The sequence below is a fragment of the Myroides sp. TSA_177.3 genome, from assembly GCF_052691955.1.
This window is the reverse complement of record NZ_JBQZGD010000019.1, coordinates 23,492-43,843: the sequence shown is the minus strand read 5'-3', so window position 1 is coordinate 43,843 and position 20,352 is coordinate 23,492. Positions and strand designations below refer to the sequence as shown.

General features: G+C 35.2%; 18 protein-coding genes. 6 read left to right on the top strand and 12 right to left on the bottom strand.

All coding sequences use genetic code 11. The features are described from left to right. The first annotated feature begins 53 nt into the window (after nucleotides 1-53). Nucleotides 54-1,520 (top strand): amino acid permease, encoded by a 1,467-nt coding sequence (locus ACUTSE_RS14840; protein ID WP_445640806.1) that lies wholly within the window; start codon nucleotides 54-56, stop codon nucleotides 1,518-1,520. Nucleotides 1,521-1,598: 78 nt separating this feature from the next. Here ACUTSE_RS14840 and ACUTSE_RS14835 read toward each other — a convergent pair whose 3' ends face one another. Further along, nucleotides 1,599-2,255, bottom strand: a complete 657-nt coding sequence (locus tag ACUTSE_RS14835; protein WP_445640805.1) for a MarR family winged helix-turn-helix transcriptional regulator — start codon at nucleotides 2,253-2,255, stop codon at nucleotides 1,599-1,601. Nucleotides 2,256-2,652: 397 nt separating this feature from the next. On the opposite strand from ACUTSE_RS14835, the gene ACUTSE_RS14830 reads away from it, so the two are divergent. Continuing rightward, nucleotides 2,653-4,845, top strand: a complete 2,193-nt coding sequence (locus tag ACUTSE_RS14830) for a DPP IV N-terminal domain-containing protein (protein WP_445640804.1) — start codon at nucleotides 2,653-2,655, stop codon at nucleotides 4,843-4,845. A gap of 162 nt (nucleotides 4,846-5,007) precedes the next feature. Here the strand turns inward: ACUTSE_RS14830 and ACUTSE_RS14825 are convergent, their stop codons facing one another. Next, entirely contained in the window at nucleotides 5,008-5,541 is a 534-nt protein-coding gene (locus ACUTSE_RS14825; protein WP_445640803.1) for a hypothetical protein, read from the bottom strand. Between the two features lie 114 nt (nucleotides 5,542-5,655). Continuing rightward, on the bottom strand, nucleotides 5,656-7,203 hold the full coding sequence (locus tag ACUTSE_RS14820; RefSeq protein WP_445640802.1) for a helix-turn-helix domain-containing protein: 1,548 nt from the start codon (nucleotides 7,201-7,203) through the stop codon (nucleotides 5,656-5,658). 691 nt (nucleotides 7,204-7,894) lie between these two features. Here ACUTSE_RS14820 and ACUTSE_RS14815 point away from each other — a divergent pair. Continuing rightward, nucleotides 7,895-8,383, top strand: coding sequence for a hypothetical protein (locus ACUTSE_RS14815; protein ID WP_445640801.1), 489 nt, complete (start codon nucleotides 7,895-7,897; stop codon nucleotides 8,381-8,383). A gap of 37 nt (nucleotides 8,384-8,420) precedes the next feature. Here ACUTSE_RS14815 and ACUTSE_RS14810 read toward each other — a convergent pair whose 3' ends face one another. After that, nucleotides 8,421-8,807: a hypothetical protein gene (locus ACUTSE_RS14810; RefSeq protein WP_445640800.1), complete on the bottom strand. Its 387-nt coding sequence runs from the start codon at nucleotides 8,805-8,807 to the stop codon at nucleotides 8,421-8,423. Between the two features lie 315 nt (nucleotides 8,808-9,122). On the opposite strand from ACUTSE_RS14810, the gene ACUTSE_RS14805 reads away from it, so the two are divergent. Then, the gene (locus ACUTSE_RS14805) at nucleotides 9,123-9,818 is read left to right on the top strand and encodes a TetR/AcrR family transcriptional regulator (RefSeq protein WP_445640799.1); all 696 of its coding nucleotides are present in this window, start codon (nucleotides 9,123-9,125) and stop codon (nucleotides 9,816-9,818) included. Nucleotides 9,819-9,869: 51 nt separating this feature from the next. On the opposite strand, the gene ACUTSE_RS14800 is transcribed toward ACUTSE_RS14805, so the two are convergent. From ACUTSE_RS14800 to galE, 4 genes are all read right to left on the bottom strand, one after another. After that, nucleotides 9,870-10,511, bottom strand: coding sequence for an HdeD family acid-resistance protein (locus ACUTSE_RS14800; RefSeq protein WP_445640798.1), 642 nt, complete (start codon nucleotides 10,509-10,511; stop codon nucleotides 9,870-9,872). A 120-nt stretch (nucleotides 10,512-10,631) separates the two neighbouring features. After that, the gene (locus ACUTSE_RS14795; RefSeq protein ID WP_445640797.1) at nucleotides 10,632-12,197 is read right to left on the bottom strand and encodes a phosphoethanolamine transferase; all 1,566 of its coding nucleotides are present in this window, start codon (nucleotides 12,195-12,197) and stop codon (nucleotides 10,632-10,634) included. Between the two features lie 194 nt (nucleotides 12,198-12,391). After that, a complete protein-coding gene (locus tag ACUTSE_RS14790; protein WP_445640796.1) occupies nucleotides 12,392-12,883 on the bottom strand; it encodes a DUF4199 domain-containing protein in 492 nt (163 codons plus the stop codon). A gap of 21 nt (nucleotides 12,884-12,904) precedes the next feature. Beyond that, on the bottom strand, nucleotides 12,905-13,921 hold the full coding sequence (gene galE / locus ACUTSE_RS14785; RefSeq protein ID WP_445640795.1) for a UDP-glucose 4-epimerase GalE: 1,017 nt from the start codon (nucleotides 13,919-13,921) through the stop codon (nucleotides 12,905-12,907). A gap of 442 nt (nucleotides 13,922-14,363) precedes the next feature. On the opposite strand from galE, the gene ACUTSE_RS14780 reads away from it, so the two are divergent. After that, nucleotides 14,364-15,764: a glycosyltransferase gene (locus ACUTSE_RS14780; RefSeq protein WP_445640794.1), complete on the top strand. Its 1,401-nt coding sequence runs from the start codon at nucleotides 14,364-14,366 to the stop codon at nucleotides 15,762-15,764. A 59-nt stretch (nucleotides 15,765-15,823) separates the two neighbouring features. Here the strand turns inward: ACUTSE_RS14780 and ACUTSE_RS14775 are convergent, their stop codons facing one another. After that, nucleotides 15,824-16,282, bottom strand: a complete 459-nt coding sequence (locus ACUTSE_RS14775) for a PaaI family thioesterase (RefSeq protein ID WP_445640793.1) — start codon at nucleotides 16,280-16,282, stop codon at nucleotides 15,824-15,826. Between the two features lie 53 nt (nucleotides 16,283-16,335). Further along, complete coding sequence (locus tag ACUTSE_RS14770) at nucleotides 16,336-17,322, bottom strand: hypothetical protein (protein WP_445640792.1); 987 nt, start codon at nucleotides 17,320-17,322, stop codon at nucleotides 16,336-16,338. A gap of 250 nt (nucleotides 17,323-17,572) precedes the next feature. Here ACUTSE_RS14770 and ACUTSE_RS14765 point away from each other — a divergent pair, with 250 nt between their 5' ends. Further along, entirely contained in the window at nucleotides 17,573-18,151 is a 579-nt protein-coding gene (locus ACUTSE_RS14765) for a hypothetical protein (protein ID WP_445640791.1), read from the top strand. A 68-nt stretch (nucleotides 18,152-18,219) separates the two neighbouring features. Here the strand turns inward: ACUTSE_RS14765 and ACUTSE_RS14760 are convergent, their stop codons facing one another. Next, complete coding sequence (locus tag ACUTSE_RS14760) at nucleotides 18,220-19,053, bottom strand: universal stress protein (protein WP_115090025.1); 834 nt, start codon at nucleotides 19,051-19,053, stop codon at nucleotides 18,220-18,222. Between the two features lie 191 nt (nucleotides 19,054-19,244). After that, nucleotides 19,245-20,264 carry a hypothetical protein gene (locus tag ACUTSE_RS14755; RefSeq protein WP_445640790.1) on the bottom strand — a complete coding sequence of 340 codons (1,020 nt, stop codon included), beginning with the start codon at nucleotides 20,262-20,264 and terminating at the stop codon, nucleotides 19,245-19,247. Nucleotides 20,265-20,352 lie beyond the last annotated feature (88 nt).

The window sequence follows — 20,352 nt, the reverse complement described above, 5'->3', positions numbered from 1 at the left end:
AAAAGTATCGTTCCCCATGATTAATAATTACATTTGTTAGAAATGAACTAAAAATGACGGAAGAACACAACGATAATTCTGGCGTACAGCGCAAACTCAAAGCTCGACACTTAACCATGATTGCCATTGGCGGTTGTATTGGAACTGGTTTATTTATGGCCAGTGGTGAAGCCATTCACCAAGCAGGACCTGGAGGTGCGGTATTAGCCTATATTGCTATTGGTGTAATGGTTTATTTCTTAATGACCTCCTTAGGTGAAATGGCTACCTATTTACCTGTATCTGGATCATTTAGCACCTATGCTTCCCGATTTGTAGATCCTTCACTTGGGTATGCTTTGGGTTGGAATTACTGGTTCAATTGGGTTATTACTGTAGCCGTCGATGTTTCGATTGCTGCCTTGGTTATTTCGTATTGGGAACCTTTGAGTTTTCTTCCTCCTTGGGCTTGGAGTTTGTTATTCTTTGGAATTATATTAGGGTTAAATACCTTATCTGTAAAAGCATACGGAGAATCCGAATATTGGTTTGCCTTTATTAAAGTAATTACTGTCATTGTCTTTTTAGGGGTTGGTTTATTGACCATCTTCGGTATTTTAGGAGGCGAATACATTGGTTTTAAAAACTTCACTATTGGAGATGCTCCTTTTATAGGAGATGGATTTTCAGGTAAGTTTCTTACTGTTTTAGGAGTATTCCTCATTGCGGGATTCTCTTTTCAAGGGACAGAACTAATCGGAATCACAGCTGGAGAGTCTGAGAATCCTGAGAAAAATATTCCCAAAGCCATCAAGCAGGTCTTTTGGCGTATTTTAATCTTTTATATCCTTTCTATTTTTGTGATTGGATTGATTATCCCTTATACCAGTCCGGAGCTTCTAGGTGCTGACATCACTGAAATAGCCAAATCCCCTTTCACCTTAGTTTTTGAAAAGGCGCATTGGGCATTTGCTGCAGCTTTAATGAATGCGGTCATCTTAACCTCTATTCTCTCTGCGGGTAATTCAGGTATGTACGCTTCTACTCGTATGTTGTATGCGATGGGGAAAGACGGAATGGCTCATCGTTCATTTGGTAGAACCAATAAAAATGGGGTTCCTATTCTATCTTTATTAGCGACCGCTTTGGTGGTATTGCTTATTTTTATCATTCAATCGATCACGCCAAAAGCCGTTGATTTTATCTTAGCAGCTTCTGGTTTAACTGGTTTCATTGCTTGGTTGGGTATTGCCATTAGTCACTACCGCTTTAGACGTGCGTATGTTGCACAAGGTCACAATCCTAAACAATTGGTGTACCGCGCAAAACTGTTTCCATTTGGCCCCATCTTTGCTTTTATCCTTTGTTTATGTGTGATCATTGGTCAAGATAGTAAAATGATTTTTGAAGGAATCGTCGATTGGCATGGGATCTTTATTACCTATATGGGTATTCCTTTTTTCTTATTCTTCTACTTTTACCATAAGTTGAAATACAAAACAAAACTCATTCCATTGAAAGAGGTGGATTTGAAGCGATAGTTTTTTGGTTAACGGTGGACGGTGAACACTTAACACTTAACTGTTAACTGTTAACTGTTAACTAAATTAACTATAGACCTATTTCTGTTGAAAGGCAAGGTTAAGCAATTCTGCTTTTGTTTTGTTTTCCTTAAATACATCTTCGTGAAAATCCATCAACTTGTTTAAAAGATAAAGTGACTGTTGTTTTTCACTCGGACGTAAATCTCCCGTAACTAATGAGGAAACACGCTGAATTTCACTCATTTGAATTAGTAATTCTCGTTGTCCTGTTGGAGTAATTTCTATAATTTTACTTCTTTTATCTACTTCCGAATCCTTCTGAAGTACAAATTCTAATTGAATCAAGCGGTTGATGATTTGCATCCCAGTAGGCTTCTCTTGTGTACTTCTGCGAATTAATTCCATTTTTGTCATTTCACCGTGTATCGACAAATTCAATAAAACAATCCAATTATCTTGGTTTGTTAGAGATCCATCCGCCAACAGGGAGCGCCAATACATTTTACTGTAATTGGCCATTTTAAATAAGGCTAATGTAATCTGTTGTTCTGTTGTTAGCTTTCTAGCTGTAGATTCCAAAGCCTCGCTTGGAATCGATTCTTCTTTTGTTTCGCGAATCCACTTCTTAAATCCATCGATCGTTTGGGCATAGGTTGGCAATAAACCTCCCTCAGTTTCCTTTTCAAATTCGAAAAGAAGGTGCATAAATTCAAGTAATAATTTGTGGTTCATATTAACCTAAAACATTTAAATGGTAGAAAGCAACTTCCTCAATTGCTCAACCAAATATATCTATTTAAAAACATCGCTCATTTTATTATATCTTTATCAAATAAAACATACTACACTTCTTATTCCTAAGGCTTATTTCATTCTCTAGTGAAATATACAGCATTGTTATTTATAAATTCTCAATTTGAGAATGTTTTGTTTTTGCAAAAAAACTGCATTTCACTTCATTTAGAAGTACAACTTCTTAAAAAGAACTTTTTGGCTTCGCTGCTTACTCCTTTTTCTCCCTTATTTTCTCTTTTTTATAGAAGAAACGACAGACAAATACAACATCCTATTGGTCACAAAAGAGAAAAAACCCTACCTTAGTGCACGATAAAATTAATCACACAATAGAATGAAAAAAATACATTTACTTGCTCTAGCTATACTTTCAAGCCATGTTCTCTTTGCTCAACGCAATTTGACTATGCAAGAAGCAACTTTAGGGCAGTATACTTCTTTTGCACCTGAAAAACTTACTCAACCGAGTTGGAAATCTTCTAATGCTTTGACGCATTTGAATACCAAACGAGATAGTATGTTTATCCGTACGTCATCTGTACAATGGGAATCTTCTTTTTTACTTACAGCAGCAGACCTCAATCAAGCAATTAGTCAATCAATCACAGAGGCTCAATTTAAAGTAGCTTCATTTCCTTCTGATATGCGTTGGAAAAGCGATGTAACGATGAATTTCTCTATTTTAGATACAGAGGGAAAATTCAGATGGTTATTGCAATACAATACACAAGATAAAAAAGTAGAGGTTCTTCAAAAAGTACCTGCAAAAGGCCAGGAACATATTGTATCCAGAAACTATGATTATGTTGCTTGGTTGCAAGACAACAATATTGTAATTAGTGATAAAAAAGGACAACAGATAGCAGTTACTCAAGATACTGATGCAGCTATTGTTAATGGTAGTTCTAATACACACCGCAACGAGTTTGGTATAAACAAAGGAATGTGGTGGAGTCCAAAACAAGAACAATTATTGTACTATAGAAATGATCAATCTCAAGTAAGTGATTATCCACTGGTACAGTGGACCCCTAGAGTAGCTGAAAATACAAACATCAAATACCCTATGGCAGGCATGGCGAATGAACGTGTTTCCTTGGTTATTTTTGATGTCTATACCCATGCTAAAGTTACCTTACAAACAGGAGATGTAGATCAATTTTTAACGATGGTTACTTGGGATCCTTCTGGGAACTATGTATACGTTGGGGTATTAAACCGCGAGCAAAATCACCTGAAAGTAAATAAGTACAATGCAGCGACAGGTGCATTTGAAGGAACGTTATTTGAAGAAAAATCGACTACCTATACCGAACCTTCTCAAGGCTTGATTTTCAATCCAGCAGATAGCAAATCATTCCTTTATTTATCTGAAAGAGGAGGCTACCGTCAAATGTATTTATATTCAACGGAAGGTAAACTCATCCAAGCCTTAGGCCATGCTTCTGTTATTGTAGAGGAAGTTCTAGGTTTTGACAAAGAAGGAAAAAATGTATACTATACTGGAATTACCAATCAAGGATTGGATAGACAGTTGTTTAAAGTAAACCTTAAAAAAGCAAAAACAGAACAGCTGACGACTCGTACAGGAACACATGACATTGTATTCAACCAAGATAAAACCTTATTCGTAGATTCTTTTAACAGCATTGAAGTACCTACAACTGTTTCTATTGTACAAGCATCGAATCAAAAAGAAGTTGAGCTCTTAACGGCTAAGGACCCTTACCAAGGAGTGATTGACATGCCTAAAATGGAATTGGTTACCCTTACAGCGGCTGATGGAAAAACACCGTTAAATGCGCGCGTAATCTATCCTACTAATTTTGATGCTACGAAAACCTACCCTGTTATGGTGTATGTATACGGAGGACCGCATGCTCAGTTAATTACGAATACTTGGTTGGGTGGTTCATCTTTATTCTTCCAATACATGGCTCAACAAGGTTATCTTGTTTTTACGGTTGACAATAGAGGAAGTTTCAATAGAGGAAGAGATTTTGAACATGTAATTCACCGTCAACTGGGACAAAATGAAATGGCAGATCAAATGCAAGGGGTTAAATATTTACAGTCCCTTCCCTATGTTGATCAAGAAAAAATTGGAGTATACGGTTGGAGCTTTGGTGGATTCATGACTACAACCTTGTCCGTTACCCATCCTTCAATTTTTAAAGTTGGTGTTGCAGGTGGGCCCGTAATGGATTGGAAAATGTACGAAATCATGTATGGAGAACGCTACATGGATACGCCTCAAGAAAACCCGGAAGGATATGAGCGTACTAGTTTATTAAACAAAGCGACTCAATTAGATAATAAATTATTAATTATTCACGGTGCACAAGATCCTGTTGTTGTACAACAACACTCGATGCTATTCATTGAAGCTTGTATTAAAGCAAATAAGCAAGTAGATTACTTCTTGTACCCTACACATGAACACAATGTACGTGGACTTGATCGCGTTCACTTGAATACGAAAATTGCACAATACTTCTTTGATCACTTGGCTAAGCCTAGAAACTAAGCCGCCTCGTTGATTCAAACAATCAAATACAACAAGCGGGTAATCAAGTTGATTACCCGCTTGTTTCATTAAAAAAGCCTGCATACGAATATACAGGCCTGACAAACTAAAAAAACGCATCAATTCTTACTCCAGTGAATAAGTAATTTTCTTTTTTATCTTTTAAGCTAGAAACAAGTCCAAAGAATTGGCTCGTATTTCTACCATTTGATGATCAGTATACAATAAATTAAAAATCAATTCTTCATCCATCCACAAGGGAGATGCTCCTAATTGTTCCAAACGCTCTTCTATCAACTCCTCCAAACTATCTACATCTGCATAACATAAGGCATTGAGCCAAACGATATGTCCCTTGCGCTTTCCCTTGGTAATTTCTGCATATTGATTTCCCTCCTGATCTTGTGCAAAAACAAACAAATAATCCGATAGAATACAATCTTCATTGCGTTCTATAATATCCCATACCTCATCTACCCCATCAAAAGTGTACCACTGAATAACCGTTGGTTCAGTTTTACTTTCACGTTTACCTAAATAGTTGGCATTTTCGCTTCCACTTTGCGTTTGGATCAAAATTAATTTGCGCATTTCTTCTGAAAAGCCAAATCGACGCTGTAGTACATTGATTTCTTTGTCAACTGCAACAGTTACACCAGAATCAACGAAAAATAAATGTTTTTGGTAGTGTTCCATCGTTTTTTTTTTGACTACTTAAATTTCATCAAAAAAATTGACACAAGACTACCCTAATCAATAAGATAACCTTTTGATAACCTGAACAAAATATAGCGTCAAAGCTGGAATAAATTAGTTTTTGTCTTTGATTTGCTCAATAAAAGAGGAAGGGGAAATCCCCTTAATACGCTTGAAGGTAATCGTAAAGCGACTGTGAGAGGCGAATCCACACAAATCAGCTAAATAGCTAATTTTGTATTTCAGGGTTTCTGGATTCTCTTGCAACAACATGACAATATAATCAATGCGCAGCGTATTGATATAACTTGAAAAATCTTGTTGTTTATGATGCTTGATGACATACGATAAATACCGGTGATTCACGCCGATTTGACTAGCAAGTTTACTCAACGAGATTTCATGCTTTAAAAATTCCTTCCTCGCTTCGAATAGTTGAATCCCTTGCAGAATTAATTCCTCCGTTTCCTTTGCAATATAACCGTGATCCACGGGTGTAGTGTCTATTGTTTTGTGCACAACTTCGTTTGGTGCAACAACGGGGACAATAACTGGAGTAGGTATACGAGAATTACTTTCATTTTCTTTGCTGTATTTTCTTCTACGGTAGTAAAACAACGAAATAAAAACAAGCATACCACTTCCTATAGATAAACTATATAGCACATATTTTTTATACGCATCCTTCGTCTCGCCTTCTTTTTCATAATAAGAGCCTACAAGAAAATCGGCAATTTTCATTTGAGCGTCCAATTGCTGTTCGATCAATTGCATGTATTTTTCATTATAGAAAACATACTGTTTATTATCTCCTATTTGTTTAGCGTGTTCTTTTAAAGAAGCTAGCACCTGTTTTTTTAATTCCAAAAAATCAGCTTGCTCCCCTACTTGTTGTGCTCTCATTAAGAGAGAAAACGATGTTTCATAATCTTGGCCAATTAAATGCGCCATACCTAAGCTATTATAAATAAAGCCTTTGAGAGGACTTTCGGGATAGGCTGAATTCTTTAACTCTTCTAAGGCATTACTCAATATATCAATAGCCTTTGGCGTGTTTTTTAAACGAATATAATTTTCTCCGATTAACTGATCTGTGCTTGCTAAATGAAAAAAACGCAATTTAGCGTCTTCTATTTTCTCAAATTCTTTTCTTCCCTCATACAAGCTTTTAATTGCATCCGTATACAATGCTGCATTCATGTGATAATAGGCTTGCTCTTGCATCAAATTTCCCTTTAAAATACTCAGTTCGATCGGATTACGAATGGCCTCACTCCAGTATTTTGCTTTAATCAACGACAGCTTACCCAAAGTTTCAATACCATTTTCACGGTACAAGGTAGACAAAGCTCCTTGTATTCTTGCTTGTAGATTCGGATGTTTATATCTCGCTGCTAAGCTATCAGCTTGTTTTAGCGTTACAATTGCGCGGTCTCTATTGCCGTATTGCCGCAACAAAGATGCCCGCAACATATAAACTTCTATTTGTTCTTCGCTAGTAGTAGAGGCTTGTTCAAGCTTCATTAGATGCGATAGCGCAGTTTGTGGAGTCGATGTAGAAGACACCTCCGACATCTGCTGATACAGGCTATCGAAGGTGTTATTTTGAGCTTGGCTAGCCGTTGTAGTAATCAGAATACAAAATATTATTCTAAAGTTCATTAAAATTGCTATTTTAAAGCAAATATAACAGAGGATATTGCTTATATATTATAAATATTAGTTGATCTAGGGGTTACTATTACTTGCTTTCAGGTAGACTTAACTTCCCATAAGGGGTGAACTAAATTGAAGCAACTCAAAAAAGCCTATGTAATAAACATAGGCTTACTATCAAACACAAATATAATAATACAACAATCAAAATGGGGACCTGAATTTATTTCAATGCAGATTTATTGCTTATCTAAATTTAGTGTTTTTCAATTCAGTATTACGTTTCGTATTTTATATAAATAAAATACTCTTTTACATTTCTTTTACAAATATTTAACTAACATTCAACAAATTAAAGAAAAGCACTTTACGAATTGCGTAAAACAGCAAATAACAACAAATTTAAAAAGCTTACTAACAAGAACTTACCCCTATATAAAAATTTAAAAAAAATTCGCTCCGACTATCCTTCAAAGGATTCCTTTTTAGTTAAAAAATACAAAAAATTAAAAATGAAGAAAAAAATAATAACTCCTCTTCCGTTTCATTTTTTTGTGATAAATAAAGACACAACAAGGCATTCTACTTCTTTTTACCAGCAATATCCTCCTATTTGCCTCACTCTTCCGTTTCAAATTCTGAGGAACGAATTAAAAAAAAGCGTATATTTAAGTACAAAACCAAAAAAAAATCTGCAATGAAAACTACTGAATTAACCACTCAAATCCAACTTTTCTTGGATTTCAATGAGCCAATTGTGCTACAGGTGTACGCAATTATTGGCGAAAACTTAGAGCTTATTCCTTTATTTCTTACGCGAGATGAAGCCACACATTTAAGCACGTTGTACAGCAATCAACTTTCTAAGTTACTCAAGAAAAATGAGCATCACTTAGATGCGTCTGACGGTTCCATCTCTGATATCTTTTTCCAGGGACAAGGTTTTTTAAAGGGTAATAAAACGCTAAACAATAGTGACCTTCCTACTGTAAAATACTTGTTGATTGAGCTAAAAAAAGAGAATCAAGAAGTGCAAATGCTCAAAAAAATTACGCACAAGCAACTTATTGAAGGCCGACACCAACAGCTAATTACGCCTGTACCTAAAATTAGACAACGCAACGTATTAGACCTGACGCCAAAAGTCAAGGCTATTTCCATGAACAATCACACTTTTATTGCTTAATCAAGCAAATTAAGGTAAGAATAAGTCCCCACTATTTTTACTCTCTCATTGCATACACCGTATAATTTTTAGTTTCGATTGAGAACAATATCTCCAACTTATAGCGATCCAATCGGATGTAATTGGTTTCTTCCGCATCGATAGACATCATTGCAGCTCCGTCTACTTTCTTGAATGTAATCTCAGCCAATGTTGGAATATCATGGCTAAAGAAAAAACTTGCTCTATTTCCAATCTTGACCACTCTAATGTGTCCTTTATGGCATTGAATTACAGTATCTTCATTTTCAAATAATACAACCCCAGAATATTGACCGACAAAAAAATTCGTTTTGGTTATCTCCCTTTTCATGTATTTTACACTAAGTATAACAAGAAATACTATACACAATCCTAGTATTACGCGTCCTATTCTAACTTTCATTTTATTTTTTATTTGATTCTTTAATTTAGAATCAAATAGTATACTAAAATTCATTTTTTATCTGTAATTTAACATTTTAATCACAAAGCTTATGAAAGCAACAAAGGGGTTCAATAATTGAATGGAAAAAACACAAATGCGAATGTATTATTGACAACTATTTTACTGTATAGTCAAGTTTACTACAAAAATGAGCGTAAAAATGCATTTGAATTATTTTTTTTACATTTGACAAACAAAACCATAAACAAACTTCAAAACGATTATAGTATTTAAGAATTAACCTGCGTTGATTCTCCCCTTAATTTATTGAACATGAAGAAGAACAAAAAAACAACAATAGAAGACACGGATCAAGCCGCTGAACCAGTCAAAGTCAGAAAAGTATCTTCTGGACCTATACGCGATAAAGCCCGCACCATGAACAAGATGATTGCGGCGGTAGGTAAAGTATTACAAAAAAAGGGATATACAGGACTTACTGCACCGAATATTGCTAAAGCCGCAGGTGTGGATAAGAAATTAGTATGGACCTATTTTGGAGGAATTGACAATTTAGTAGAAGAGTACATCAATCAGAAAGACTTCTTTAAAAGTACTGCGAAATCTGGTATTGACGATCTATTACAAGATCCAGAAAAATTAACGCAGGACCACATCAATCAGCTCCTTCAAAATCAATTTGAGACCTTATTGACCAATCGTGCCCTTCAGCGTATTATTCACTGGGAAGTAGGAGAAAGTAATGAAATCTTGCGCAAAATAGCAGATAAACGAGAAGAGATTGGAGAGGAATTATTCTCTAAAACAATTCCTTATTTCGAGCACTCCGATGTAGACGTTCGCGCGCGGTTTGCTATCGTCATCAGTGGTATTTATTATTTGACTTTACACGCTAAAAATAATGGTAGTAAATTCTGTGGAATTGATATCAATACAGAGGACGGTAAGCAACGCATCTCAGATATGATTCAGGAATTAATTTTTGATGCCTACGACAAAGTAAAATAAAAAAAGAGGATCTATTGTAATACTAGATCCTCTTTTTATTTTTTTATCTTGTTATTCTTTATCCATTGCTTTTCGAATTTCTTCGTGAACGGCTTCCCATTTCTTGGTTAGTTCATCACTGATTTTCGCTCCTCTATTCTTCAGCTTTTTAAGTTTCATACCATATAGGATACTAAATAAGCCTAAGGTCATAATAGAAAAGGCGGTCCAATACACAATAGTAAATGCACCAGCTTCTAGATTTGTCATCATGAAAATAGCAAATAGTAAACCTAAAATTCCGAAGAGTACCATAGAGGAAATCCCCTTTACACCATAATTATTTAATTCTACAGCCATACTCAAACTACGCACAGAACGGAATAATAAAACACATCCAACGTAAATTGGTAAAACCTGTAAGGTAATAGCAGGCTTACTCAATAGAATCAAACCTAACACTACATCGACAATTCCGGAAAAGAGAATCCATCCCCAGCCATCCAATTGTTTCCTATTACTTAATGCAAAGGCGATCTCTGCAATTCCCGAAAAGAAGAAAAGCCAACTAAACAATAAGGCTAATGATAAATACGATGCAACTGGTGTCATCATGATGAATATTCCAGCAATAATAAATACGATTCCTAGAATTACGGGAAGATACCAATGTTTCACATTTTGCTTGATGCGATTTAAAATAATACTACTCATATGTTTATCTTTTCTTTTAAAGATACAACTTTATTGGCTTTTGTGAAAAAAAAATCAATAAATAGCCTCTAAAATAAAAACACAAATAGTATTCACATTAAATTCTCCTAAAAAAACAAATTATTCATCACTTTCTACGTCTTCATATCGAGCGACATTAAAACTAGGAGAGAGTACTTTTAAGGCTGTATTAGGATCTTTGCGTTCCAATCCTTTCACTCCTATTAAATCGCTAATAATTGTATATAGGTTTGTCGTGGAGATAGGTGTTTGATCACGACCTACTACTTTATATTGTTGATTCACCAAATCACTATGCCAAATTACGAAAGGTACCTCCAATCCTTTTTTAGTAAAACCATGAACGAATTTATCTTTTCGTTGTGTTTGACCATGATCAGAGACATATAATACGATACTTTTTTGGTGATCAACCTTTTTAATAATTTGATCTAATACATAATCAGTATAGAGGATACTATTGTAATAAGCATTAATTAGTGGGCGATCGTCTCCTTTAAAATACTCAAAGGTTTCAGGGTATCGTTCACTTACCTTCATATGACTTCCTTTCAGGTGAATAAACACCAATCGTTTTTTACTTGAATCTTGTAGTATTTGTTCTAGCATCGGAAGTACAACCTCATCATGAGATTTCTCTTTGATGTGTTGCTTGTGTTTTGCGTCTTTCGTTATAATACTATATAAGTTTTCATAGATTCCTATTTCATCCTGATTAGACAACCAATACGTTTCCCATTGCTTTGTACTATTTGCGAGGCCGATAATATTATCATTCAGAGCCTCCAGTTTAAAATCCTTCTTTTCCACCGGAACTCCTTTTGATAACATGAAGGTTAATGCCGTATTTGTAAATGAACTTGGTGCTACTGCTTGATCGTAAATCAATACATTAGCTAATCGTTTCTTCAATAAAGGTGTTGTTTCAAGTGAGGAACCATAAATTCCTAGTGCATCTTTACGCGCTGACTCTCCAAGAACAACAACAATTGTCTCTAAATCTGTATCTTCAACTGTAAAAGAAGGATATACCATGTGTTGTTTTTTAATCTCAGCCAATTCCTTAATAAAACGATTGGCTTCATAAAAAGTAGCGATATTATACAGCGGAGTATTGGTTAACATATTGTATTTTGCCATCCATCCCATGGATTCACCCGTCAATATTTTATCTTTTTGATAAAAGCTATACGATTTAAATCCGATTGGGTAAATCAGTAAAACCACAGCTAAAAGAAGTACATATTTCGTTTTTATTTTATACTGGCCCAATCGATACATTCCATACAACAGCGCAGCATAATACAAGAATAATAGTACAATTGTCAATTTGAATGTTAGTAATGCTTCTAACGCTTCGGCCTTATTCGTCGTTAAGAAATTATAGGCTAAGGCTACATTAAAGGATTCTTTGTATAGCAAAAAGCTCATAATCGTTAAGCCATTATTTCCTACAAATAACGCCAACAACAAGGCTCCTAAATATTTTCCTATTTTCGGTATGTTCCAACAAGCGAGAATGATACACAATAACACTACGTTGTTTAAGAAGAGCCTAAACTCCAACATCGTATAGTGGATAAAGTATAAAATATTAGGTAAGAAAACTAATAAAAATAAGCCGATGAAAAGATACAGTTCTTTTCTTTTTTTTGTCCAGGTCATAAGGTAGTGCAAATCGATTATCAGGTATTGGACTTTTACTTTATATAACTAAAAAAGTAAATACTCCTCTACTGGTTTTGGGAAATCGGTTGCAAACTTATTTTAAAAAAACAAATTTAACAATTATTTAAACTAAATATTACTTTGTTTTTAAAAAACCTAAATTTCATTTTTATTTTAGCTTCAATTTCACCTTAGTTTTTAGGTGTTCTTGTTTTAATAAAAATCATTACAATAGCAGTTGTAATTACACCCATCATCAAAGACATTAAAAATCCTTGTCTGGCATAATTTCCATAGTTAAAATAACTAGCTGCATCCGTTTCATTCGCATAGAAGCCTAATTCAACTGATCGTTTAATGACAGTTGGGAAAAAATCTGGTGTAATGACATAGCTTGTAATCCACTGTGTCAAAGGACTTAGTATCGAAATAACTAAAGAAAGTACCACTCCCGACAACATTCCTTCACCATAGTTCATATCCCCATCATAGAAGTTTTTTTTCTTATCTTTTAAGGCAAGAACCATAATTACAATCGCTGGAATAGCAAATAAGTTTGTTAGGTATAAGTGATAATCAATATATTGGTCGTGTAATCCACTAACTTTTTCGAGGATCATCCACAGCAATCCCACAATAGAAAAAATAACGCCCCACTTTACTTCGATACTAATATTTTTCATTGGTTTACTTTCAATTTTAGTTTAGTAATTTCTCGATTTTCGTTCCCAGTTCCAAGCACTAGCTAACATCTCATCTAAGGTTTTTGTCGGCTTCCAACCTAATACACGTTCAATTTTATCCGTATTTGCCCATGCTTTGTCTATATCACCAGGACGGCGTTCTACAATCTTATAATTAATTTTGATTCCACTCACGCGTTCAAAAGAATGTACAAGTTCAAGGACAGAATATCCCTGACCATTCCCTACATTAAAAGCTTCTACTTGTGCTGTATTTTCCTTTTTTAATAAATACTCCATGGCACGTACATGAGCATCTGCCAAGTCAACTACATGAATATAGTCACGTACACACGTTCCGTCAGCAGTATCATAATCATCACCATAAATAGACAAATAAGGACGAATCCCCACTGCAGTCTGTGTAATATAAGGAATCAGATTATACGGTACACCTACTGGAGATTCACCGATGAATCCCGATTCGTGTGCTCCAATGGGATTGAAATAACGCAATAAAACTGCCTGTAAAGGATAAACTTTGGCTAAGTCTACGATAATCTCCTCTCCTACTTGTTTGGTATTTCCATAAGGAGAAAGTGCTATTTTAATCGATTCTTCTTCTGTAATCGGCATTACCTCCCCTTGTCCATAGACAGTACAAGAAGAGCTAAATATTATTTTATCCAACCCTTTCTGTTTCATGGCCGATAGCACGTTAATTAAAGAGAAGAAATTATTTTCATAATACGCTAAAGGCTCTTTCATACTCTCTCCTACCGCTTTCGATGCTGCAAAGTGAATGACTCCCTCAATATCATGATGTGTATCAAAAAATTGAAAAACACTTGATTTATCACGCAAATCTATTTTTTCAAATAGTGGTGCATGTCCTGTGATATTTTTAATTCCATCTACAACCTCTACAGTTGCATTGGATAAATCATCAATAATGACTACCTCATAGCCTTTTTGCTGTAATGCAACAACTGTATGAGATCCTATAAATCCTAGCCCACCTGTTACTAGTATTTTCATTCTATTTATTATAAAAAGTTATCTTTCAAAGATAACAGATTTTTACACGTCTAGTTTGTAAAATTTCAATCTCGCAAGCAAACAATACTAGCATGCCTGCAAATCAATCATTAATACCTCTTCATTGCTTCCTCTACTTGAAGCAGCAACCATCAAATTCTCATTTTATGCATTTTTCACTTGACCATCTATCGTTGTAAAACAGTATTTATTTCAACATTTGGTTTATCTTTTTTTTGGACTCAATCTAAACAATGTGTTGTCCAATTCAACAATATGGGGAAGTGATTCGACCAAAAACACCGTAAAACCCCAGTAAAATCGAATGGCACGCATCTTGCACTAGATAACGCAAGAGATTCATATCTCCTCAAGTTTCTTGTTTTTTACTCCAATCTGGAGGATGACCAAGACACAATCTATTCCACTAATTGAAACACATATGAAAACAAACAAAGTCCCCCAGCTTGCGTATTCATCTCTTGATACTTCGCAAAACTCGAATAAGCAGAAACGCTTTAGTCTAACGGATTATTTCGTGTTAGCGCTAACTTTTGTCCTATTATTCAGTAGTGTTGTTATACTTTATCACTTTCACCCTTACTTTGAACGCATGCAATTGAAGCGATTAGAAGGTTGGGGAGGACAATTATTCTTTGGACTTAGTATGGCACTTTTAGCGGTACAGGTATTGTTCTTGTGTTATATATTTTATCAATATTTCAGATATAAACCAGTTGCACCAGTTGGAGATAGTGAATTACCAACTTGTACAGTGCTTGTTCCAGCCTATAATGAAGGGCGTTTGGTTTACGATACCTTATTGAGCTTGGCTCAGAGTGACTATCCTGCAGAGAAACTAGAGATTATTTCTTTTGACGATGGTAGTAAAGATGATACTTGGGTTTGGATGCAAAAAGCGAAAGCCGTATTAGGATCTCGTGTTGAAATTTATCAACAACCGCGTAATATGGGGAAAAGACATGCCTTATATCGCGGGTTTAAATTGGGACAAGGTGAAGTATTTGTAACAGTTGATAGTGATTCGATTGTAAGACAAGATACCTTAAGACAATTAGTGAGTCCATTTGCCCATAATGAACTATGTGGAGCTGTTGGAGGTAACGTATTAGTACTAAACACAGAAGATGGAATTATTCCAAAAATGTTGAATGTTAGTTTTGTCTTTAGTTTTGAATTTATTCGATCGGCTCAAAGTGCATTAAACAGTGTATTATGTACACCTGGAGCACTAGCAGCTTACCGTAGAGAAGCTGTTATGAATTGTTTAGAACAATGGATTAACCAAACGTTTATGGGAAATCCTTCCGATATTGGAGAAGATCGCGCGATGACGAATATGATTCTAAAACAAGGATACCACGTGTTATTTCAAAAGAATGCTTATGTCTTGACTGACACCCCTAATAGTTTCAAAGGTTTATACAAGATGTTTATCCGTTGGGAACGCAGTAATGTGAGGGAGAATATCATGATGAGTAAATTTGCCTTCAAAAAGTTTAGAGCAGGCTCTACTGTTGGACCTCGTATTTTACTCTTGAATCAATGGTTGAAAGTAATTTTAGCTTATCCTATGATGCTTTTGATGTTGTACCTAATCCTTAGCTATCCGATTATGTTTATCAGTAGTGCTTTGGCTGGGATCTTAATCTTCTCGTCTATTCAAGTACTGTTTTACGCGAAGAAGTACAACCTAAAGGATTCATTTTGGGCTTATACATATAGTATTTTTTACACCTTTACACTCTTCTGGATTACGCCTTATGCCATTGCTACGGCTAATCGAAGAGGTTGGTTAACCCGAACACTTCCTACTAAATAGTAGTAGATATCCATAGTTGAAAAAGCGAGCTATCTTAACCGATAGCTCGCTTTCTATTTCTACTCTTCTTTTAATCGAATAGCTAAAATTTCGCCTGTAGCACAAAGCGTATTATTGGCTGTCAACGTCATATCTACCCATACCTTTCTGCCTTCGATACTTCTCAACTTCCCTTTCAAAACCAAGGGAACTCCCATAGGCGTCATCGCTTTAAAATCCACTTTGAGTGAAGCCGTCACACAACGCACTGAAATAGGTTCTTCCAACGGTTGGTTTTCTGCCAAACTAATAAAAGCGGCTGCTGATCCTGTTCCGTGGCAATCCAGCAAGGAAGCAATCAAACCGCCATATACACTTTCAGGTAAGGCTGTAAATTGAGGCTGCGGTGTAAAATGAGCGATTGTTTCATCCTTTCCTTCTACATACGTTTTCAATTGATGCCCCGCTGGGTTTAATTTTCCGCATCCATAACAATGGGCTAAGTTTTCTGGATATAAATCCTGTATTGCCTTTTTCATATTCTATTTTTTAGTTGAGCTAAAAAGGTAAGTCTTTTAGCTGATTTGTAACACTATTGAGATTTGAATTCTTCTAAAATTGCTTTATACAATTGATATCCCCGCTGAAAATCTCCATCTTCTACATAACGACTCGCTTGTCTCAGGAGTTTCTCTTCCTCTGTTGCATTTTGGTTTACATAACGCTGCATTTCCTCTTGAAATGTTTGTTTACTTGTACGGAATCCAGCAATGACTACCACTCCCTCTTCTTGGATATAGAGGTATTCAAATTCGTTGAGATACGCCTCTGCCAATGGCCATTTTTGATCTTCAATAAAAGTGTGTAAACGGCGCAATAATTCATGCGGGTAACTCGCTTCTACAATGGAAACCACAGATTCAAGATTCCAATCTTTGTATTTCTTTTGTTTAAACGTCATGTGATTGGGATATAGGTCCTCTCGAGTGGTATACGTTTTTTCAATATAGCGAGTAAAATCAGCCTGAAGTTCATCTGGAAGTTGTCTCAGTTGACTTTTAATGTTGCGTTTTTTAAATACAGGCGTACAGCTTCCCCATACTTCTGGTTTACATTGAAATGAAAGGTGAACCACCTGCATGTGCTGGTCGTATAAAATAAGATAAGACAACGGCATAGTTGCTCCATGCCTTTGACTGCAATAAAAAAGGGGAATAAAAACCGCTTGTTTCCAATCGTACGTTTTGAACCATACGGCTTCACTGTAAAACATGAGCATGGAAGATTCATACCGTGGATGTTCATACACAAAGTTTGCTTCACCTAAATCGTTCTTCAATTTTAACGTAATAGCGGAAGGTAAACCAATATAATCAAAGGCTCTTTTACCATCATAATTGTTACACGCAGCACTTACCTTAATATACAAACTTGTATCACCATCTTCATCTAACCACATTTTAACTGCTGTCAGCTCATCTTGATTCAAGGATTGAGCCGAAAGAATGGTCGATCCTAAAAAGAAAATACTCAAGCATAGAAACATGCGGTGGATGTTAGAAAAAAGATTTTCTATCATTTGTTCTCAATTTTACATCTAAGCTAACGCTATAAAATTCAAAATGGTATAAAATGACTTTTAATTTTCCACAATTCATCAATGACTCAAATAAAAATTCGCATTTCTTATATTAAAACTATATTTTTTCACAATTGTTCTAAAAATAAAAATAAATTTTTCTTAAAAAATACCTTTCGCAAGGCTTTTTTATAAAAATAAATGACTTATCTTAGGCCTTTATAAAATTGTAATACAAAAAAGCGACTCAATGAAAAGAATAAAACGTATTTTACTGATTGCCACCCTAGCATTGACAAGTACAGTTTTTGCACAAGGCAACGTTAAAACCATTACAAATCAATTCTCTACCTTATTTAATACCTCATCAAATTATCAAAATTTTAAAATTGTTGATAAGCAAAGTCTGTTGGATTTACAACATAATGTGGAGGATTCTCTTCGTCAATATAAAAGCACAGTAACCGCTAATCAAGCGCTTATTAATCAACATAAACAAGATTTAGAAACGGCGACGCAAAAGCTTGCTTCTGCAGAACAGGAATTGAAAACTTCTTTAGCCAAGGAAGAGCACTTTGAGTTTTTAGGTATTGCTGCAAACAAAAACACCATTCAAACCATTATTCTGGCATTATTTGCTTTTATGTTTGTCTTGGTTGCGTTATTCTACTACCGCTTTAAAAGATGTCATGTGGATACGAAAGATGCGCTGCTCAAATTAAAAGAAACGGATGAGGAATTGGAAGAATTTCGCAAATCTTCTTTGGAACGAGAGCAGAAAATCAGAAGACAACTGCAAGATGAAATCAATAAAAATAAAGTTGACTAAGCTATTTTACAGCAAAGTAACCAATAAAAAAAGTCGTAAAGTAATGATACTTTACGACTTTTTTATTTCTATTCCTCATGGAATGCTATGATTGGCACATGGGTATGATAGCTTAATTTTTTTGTCATACTGGAAGTGAACAGTTTTTCTAAGAAACTTCTATTGCGCTTCACTGAAACAAGTAAATCAATATTTTCTTTATCCAAGAACGTAAAGATTTCTTTTTCTACGTCTTTTCCTTCTACTAAGGTGAAGGTAATTGGATTTCCATCGTAATATTCTAACCAACTTTCTACTACTTCGCGATTTACTTTCTCCACATCTTCAATTACATGAATACACTTGATAGTAGCATCGTATCCTTTGGCAATCTTTACCAATTTGTCTAATACAATTTTATCGCTTGCAGCAAATAAAGTTGAGAATGCAATAGAATTGATTCCGTTGAAAACTGCATCGTGTGGTACGCTTAATACAGGAGCTTTTAAGGAGTTAATTGCATTCACTGTATTAGAACCCAACAGTTTTCTGTCCCATCCTGAATTCCCATTGGTTCCCATTACTACTAAGTCGATCTCTTCTTCTTCTACTCTTTTCTTCAAAATGGTATTCAAGAAACCTTCTTCAAGAATAAAATGCATTGGCACGTGATCTAAGTTATTTTCTTTGGCGATATCGCGAATGAAAGGCACTTGATCTTTAAAATTTTCGAAATTGCTTAATTCGATAGATTTATATACGTCTTGGACCATCACAGGATTAGCTGTTGCAGAAATTACAGGCATCTCATAAGCATGTAGTACAAAAAGGGTTGCTTTTTGACTATCTGCCATTTTTAGCGCGTATATTAAAGCGTTATTTGCTGTCTCTGAAAAGTCCGTTGGAAAAAGTATTTTTTTCATAGTAGTGTTAATTTTGATTTCTATAAAGATAAGAAATTAAGCTTAACTTTTTCGTTTCCGAACATCAAAAAATCACAGTATTTACACTACTTTTAAATAAAAAAATAAGACTTGAAAAGGAAAAAATTATGTAAGGATTTTGTGAAAATGTCTTTTAATTTTTATTTTCTACTTCCTAGGTATTCTCCTTTTTATTCTTTTTCCTTGAGTGAAGTTATTTTGGGATGGATGCCAAAAGTTTTCTCATAGTTTACTGTCATACTTCCCTTGGTAATAACAATTTTATAGGCATTCGGAGCCACTGCTCTTAATTCAATGTGATCATTCATTTTGTCCAATGAGGTAATGAAACCCGATTCGCGTAGTAGGGTTGTATCTAGCTCCACTCGCTTCCAATACGAAGTAAATAATTGCACCACTAATAGCGGATCTCCTGTAATTTCAACTGCTAGAATTTCTGTGAGTCCTTCTCCAAATGCTCCCCTACGATCTGGATGTTCTTCCACGGTATAAGTCACATAGAGGTACTCGTCTTTTTTAATGGAGATACCAGGTGTATATTTATCAATAATTTGATTTCCTTTTTTCTCTTGTCCCAAGTACGCCATTCCTTTCGTCAGCTGTAAATAAACGCTAAAACGAGAAACGACAAAATTGTAATCCAAATTTCTAAACAAGGTAAAGTCTTCGTTACTGGACATCCCATGAAGCTGTCGTTCAAGCATAGCATAACTTCCATCCGATTCGCTTTCACTGCTTGTCACTTGTTTACCTTTCGACTGTGGGGTGACTCTTGTCTTGTCTAAAGCTACTTGGTACGTTTCGTGGAGCTTTTGTACCCTTTGATAGAGGCTGTCGCGGCTGTAGTTTTGGTTGGATTGAATCAACTGCAATTCGATTCTTTGATTTTTCCACTCTTCTTCATAACATGCTAAACAGACTATTTGGGCTACTTGTGTTTTTGTTCCCGTAGCATTGTTTTTAAATCCTTGTTTAATCATTTCGCCTACTGCAGGATTCTGAATATTCAAATCGCCCTGTTTCAGTTTGATGTTATTCTGATCCAATACGTTCTCTATCTTCAATAAGAACACGACTCCTTTTGAGGATATTTGCGTTGCCTTTTCTTTTTCTTGTTCAGTCATTCGATAGGATTGAGCATGTATTGCCACACTACTTAAACAAATTAAAATGAACACAATAGCTTTCATAGGCCTTTTATTTTAACTCAAATATAAGGAGAATTCACGCAATTTAACCTTGGAATCTTCCACACTGAGATTGCTCAATAAGTATTAT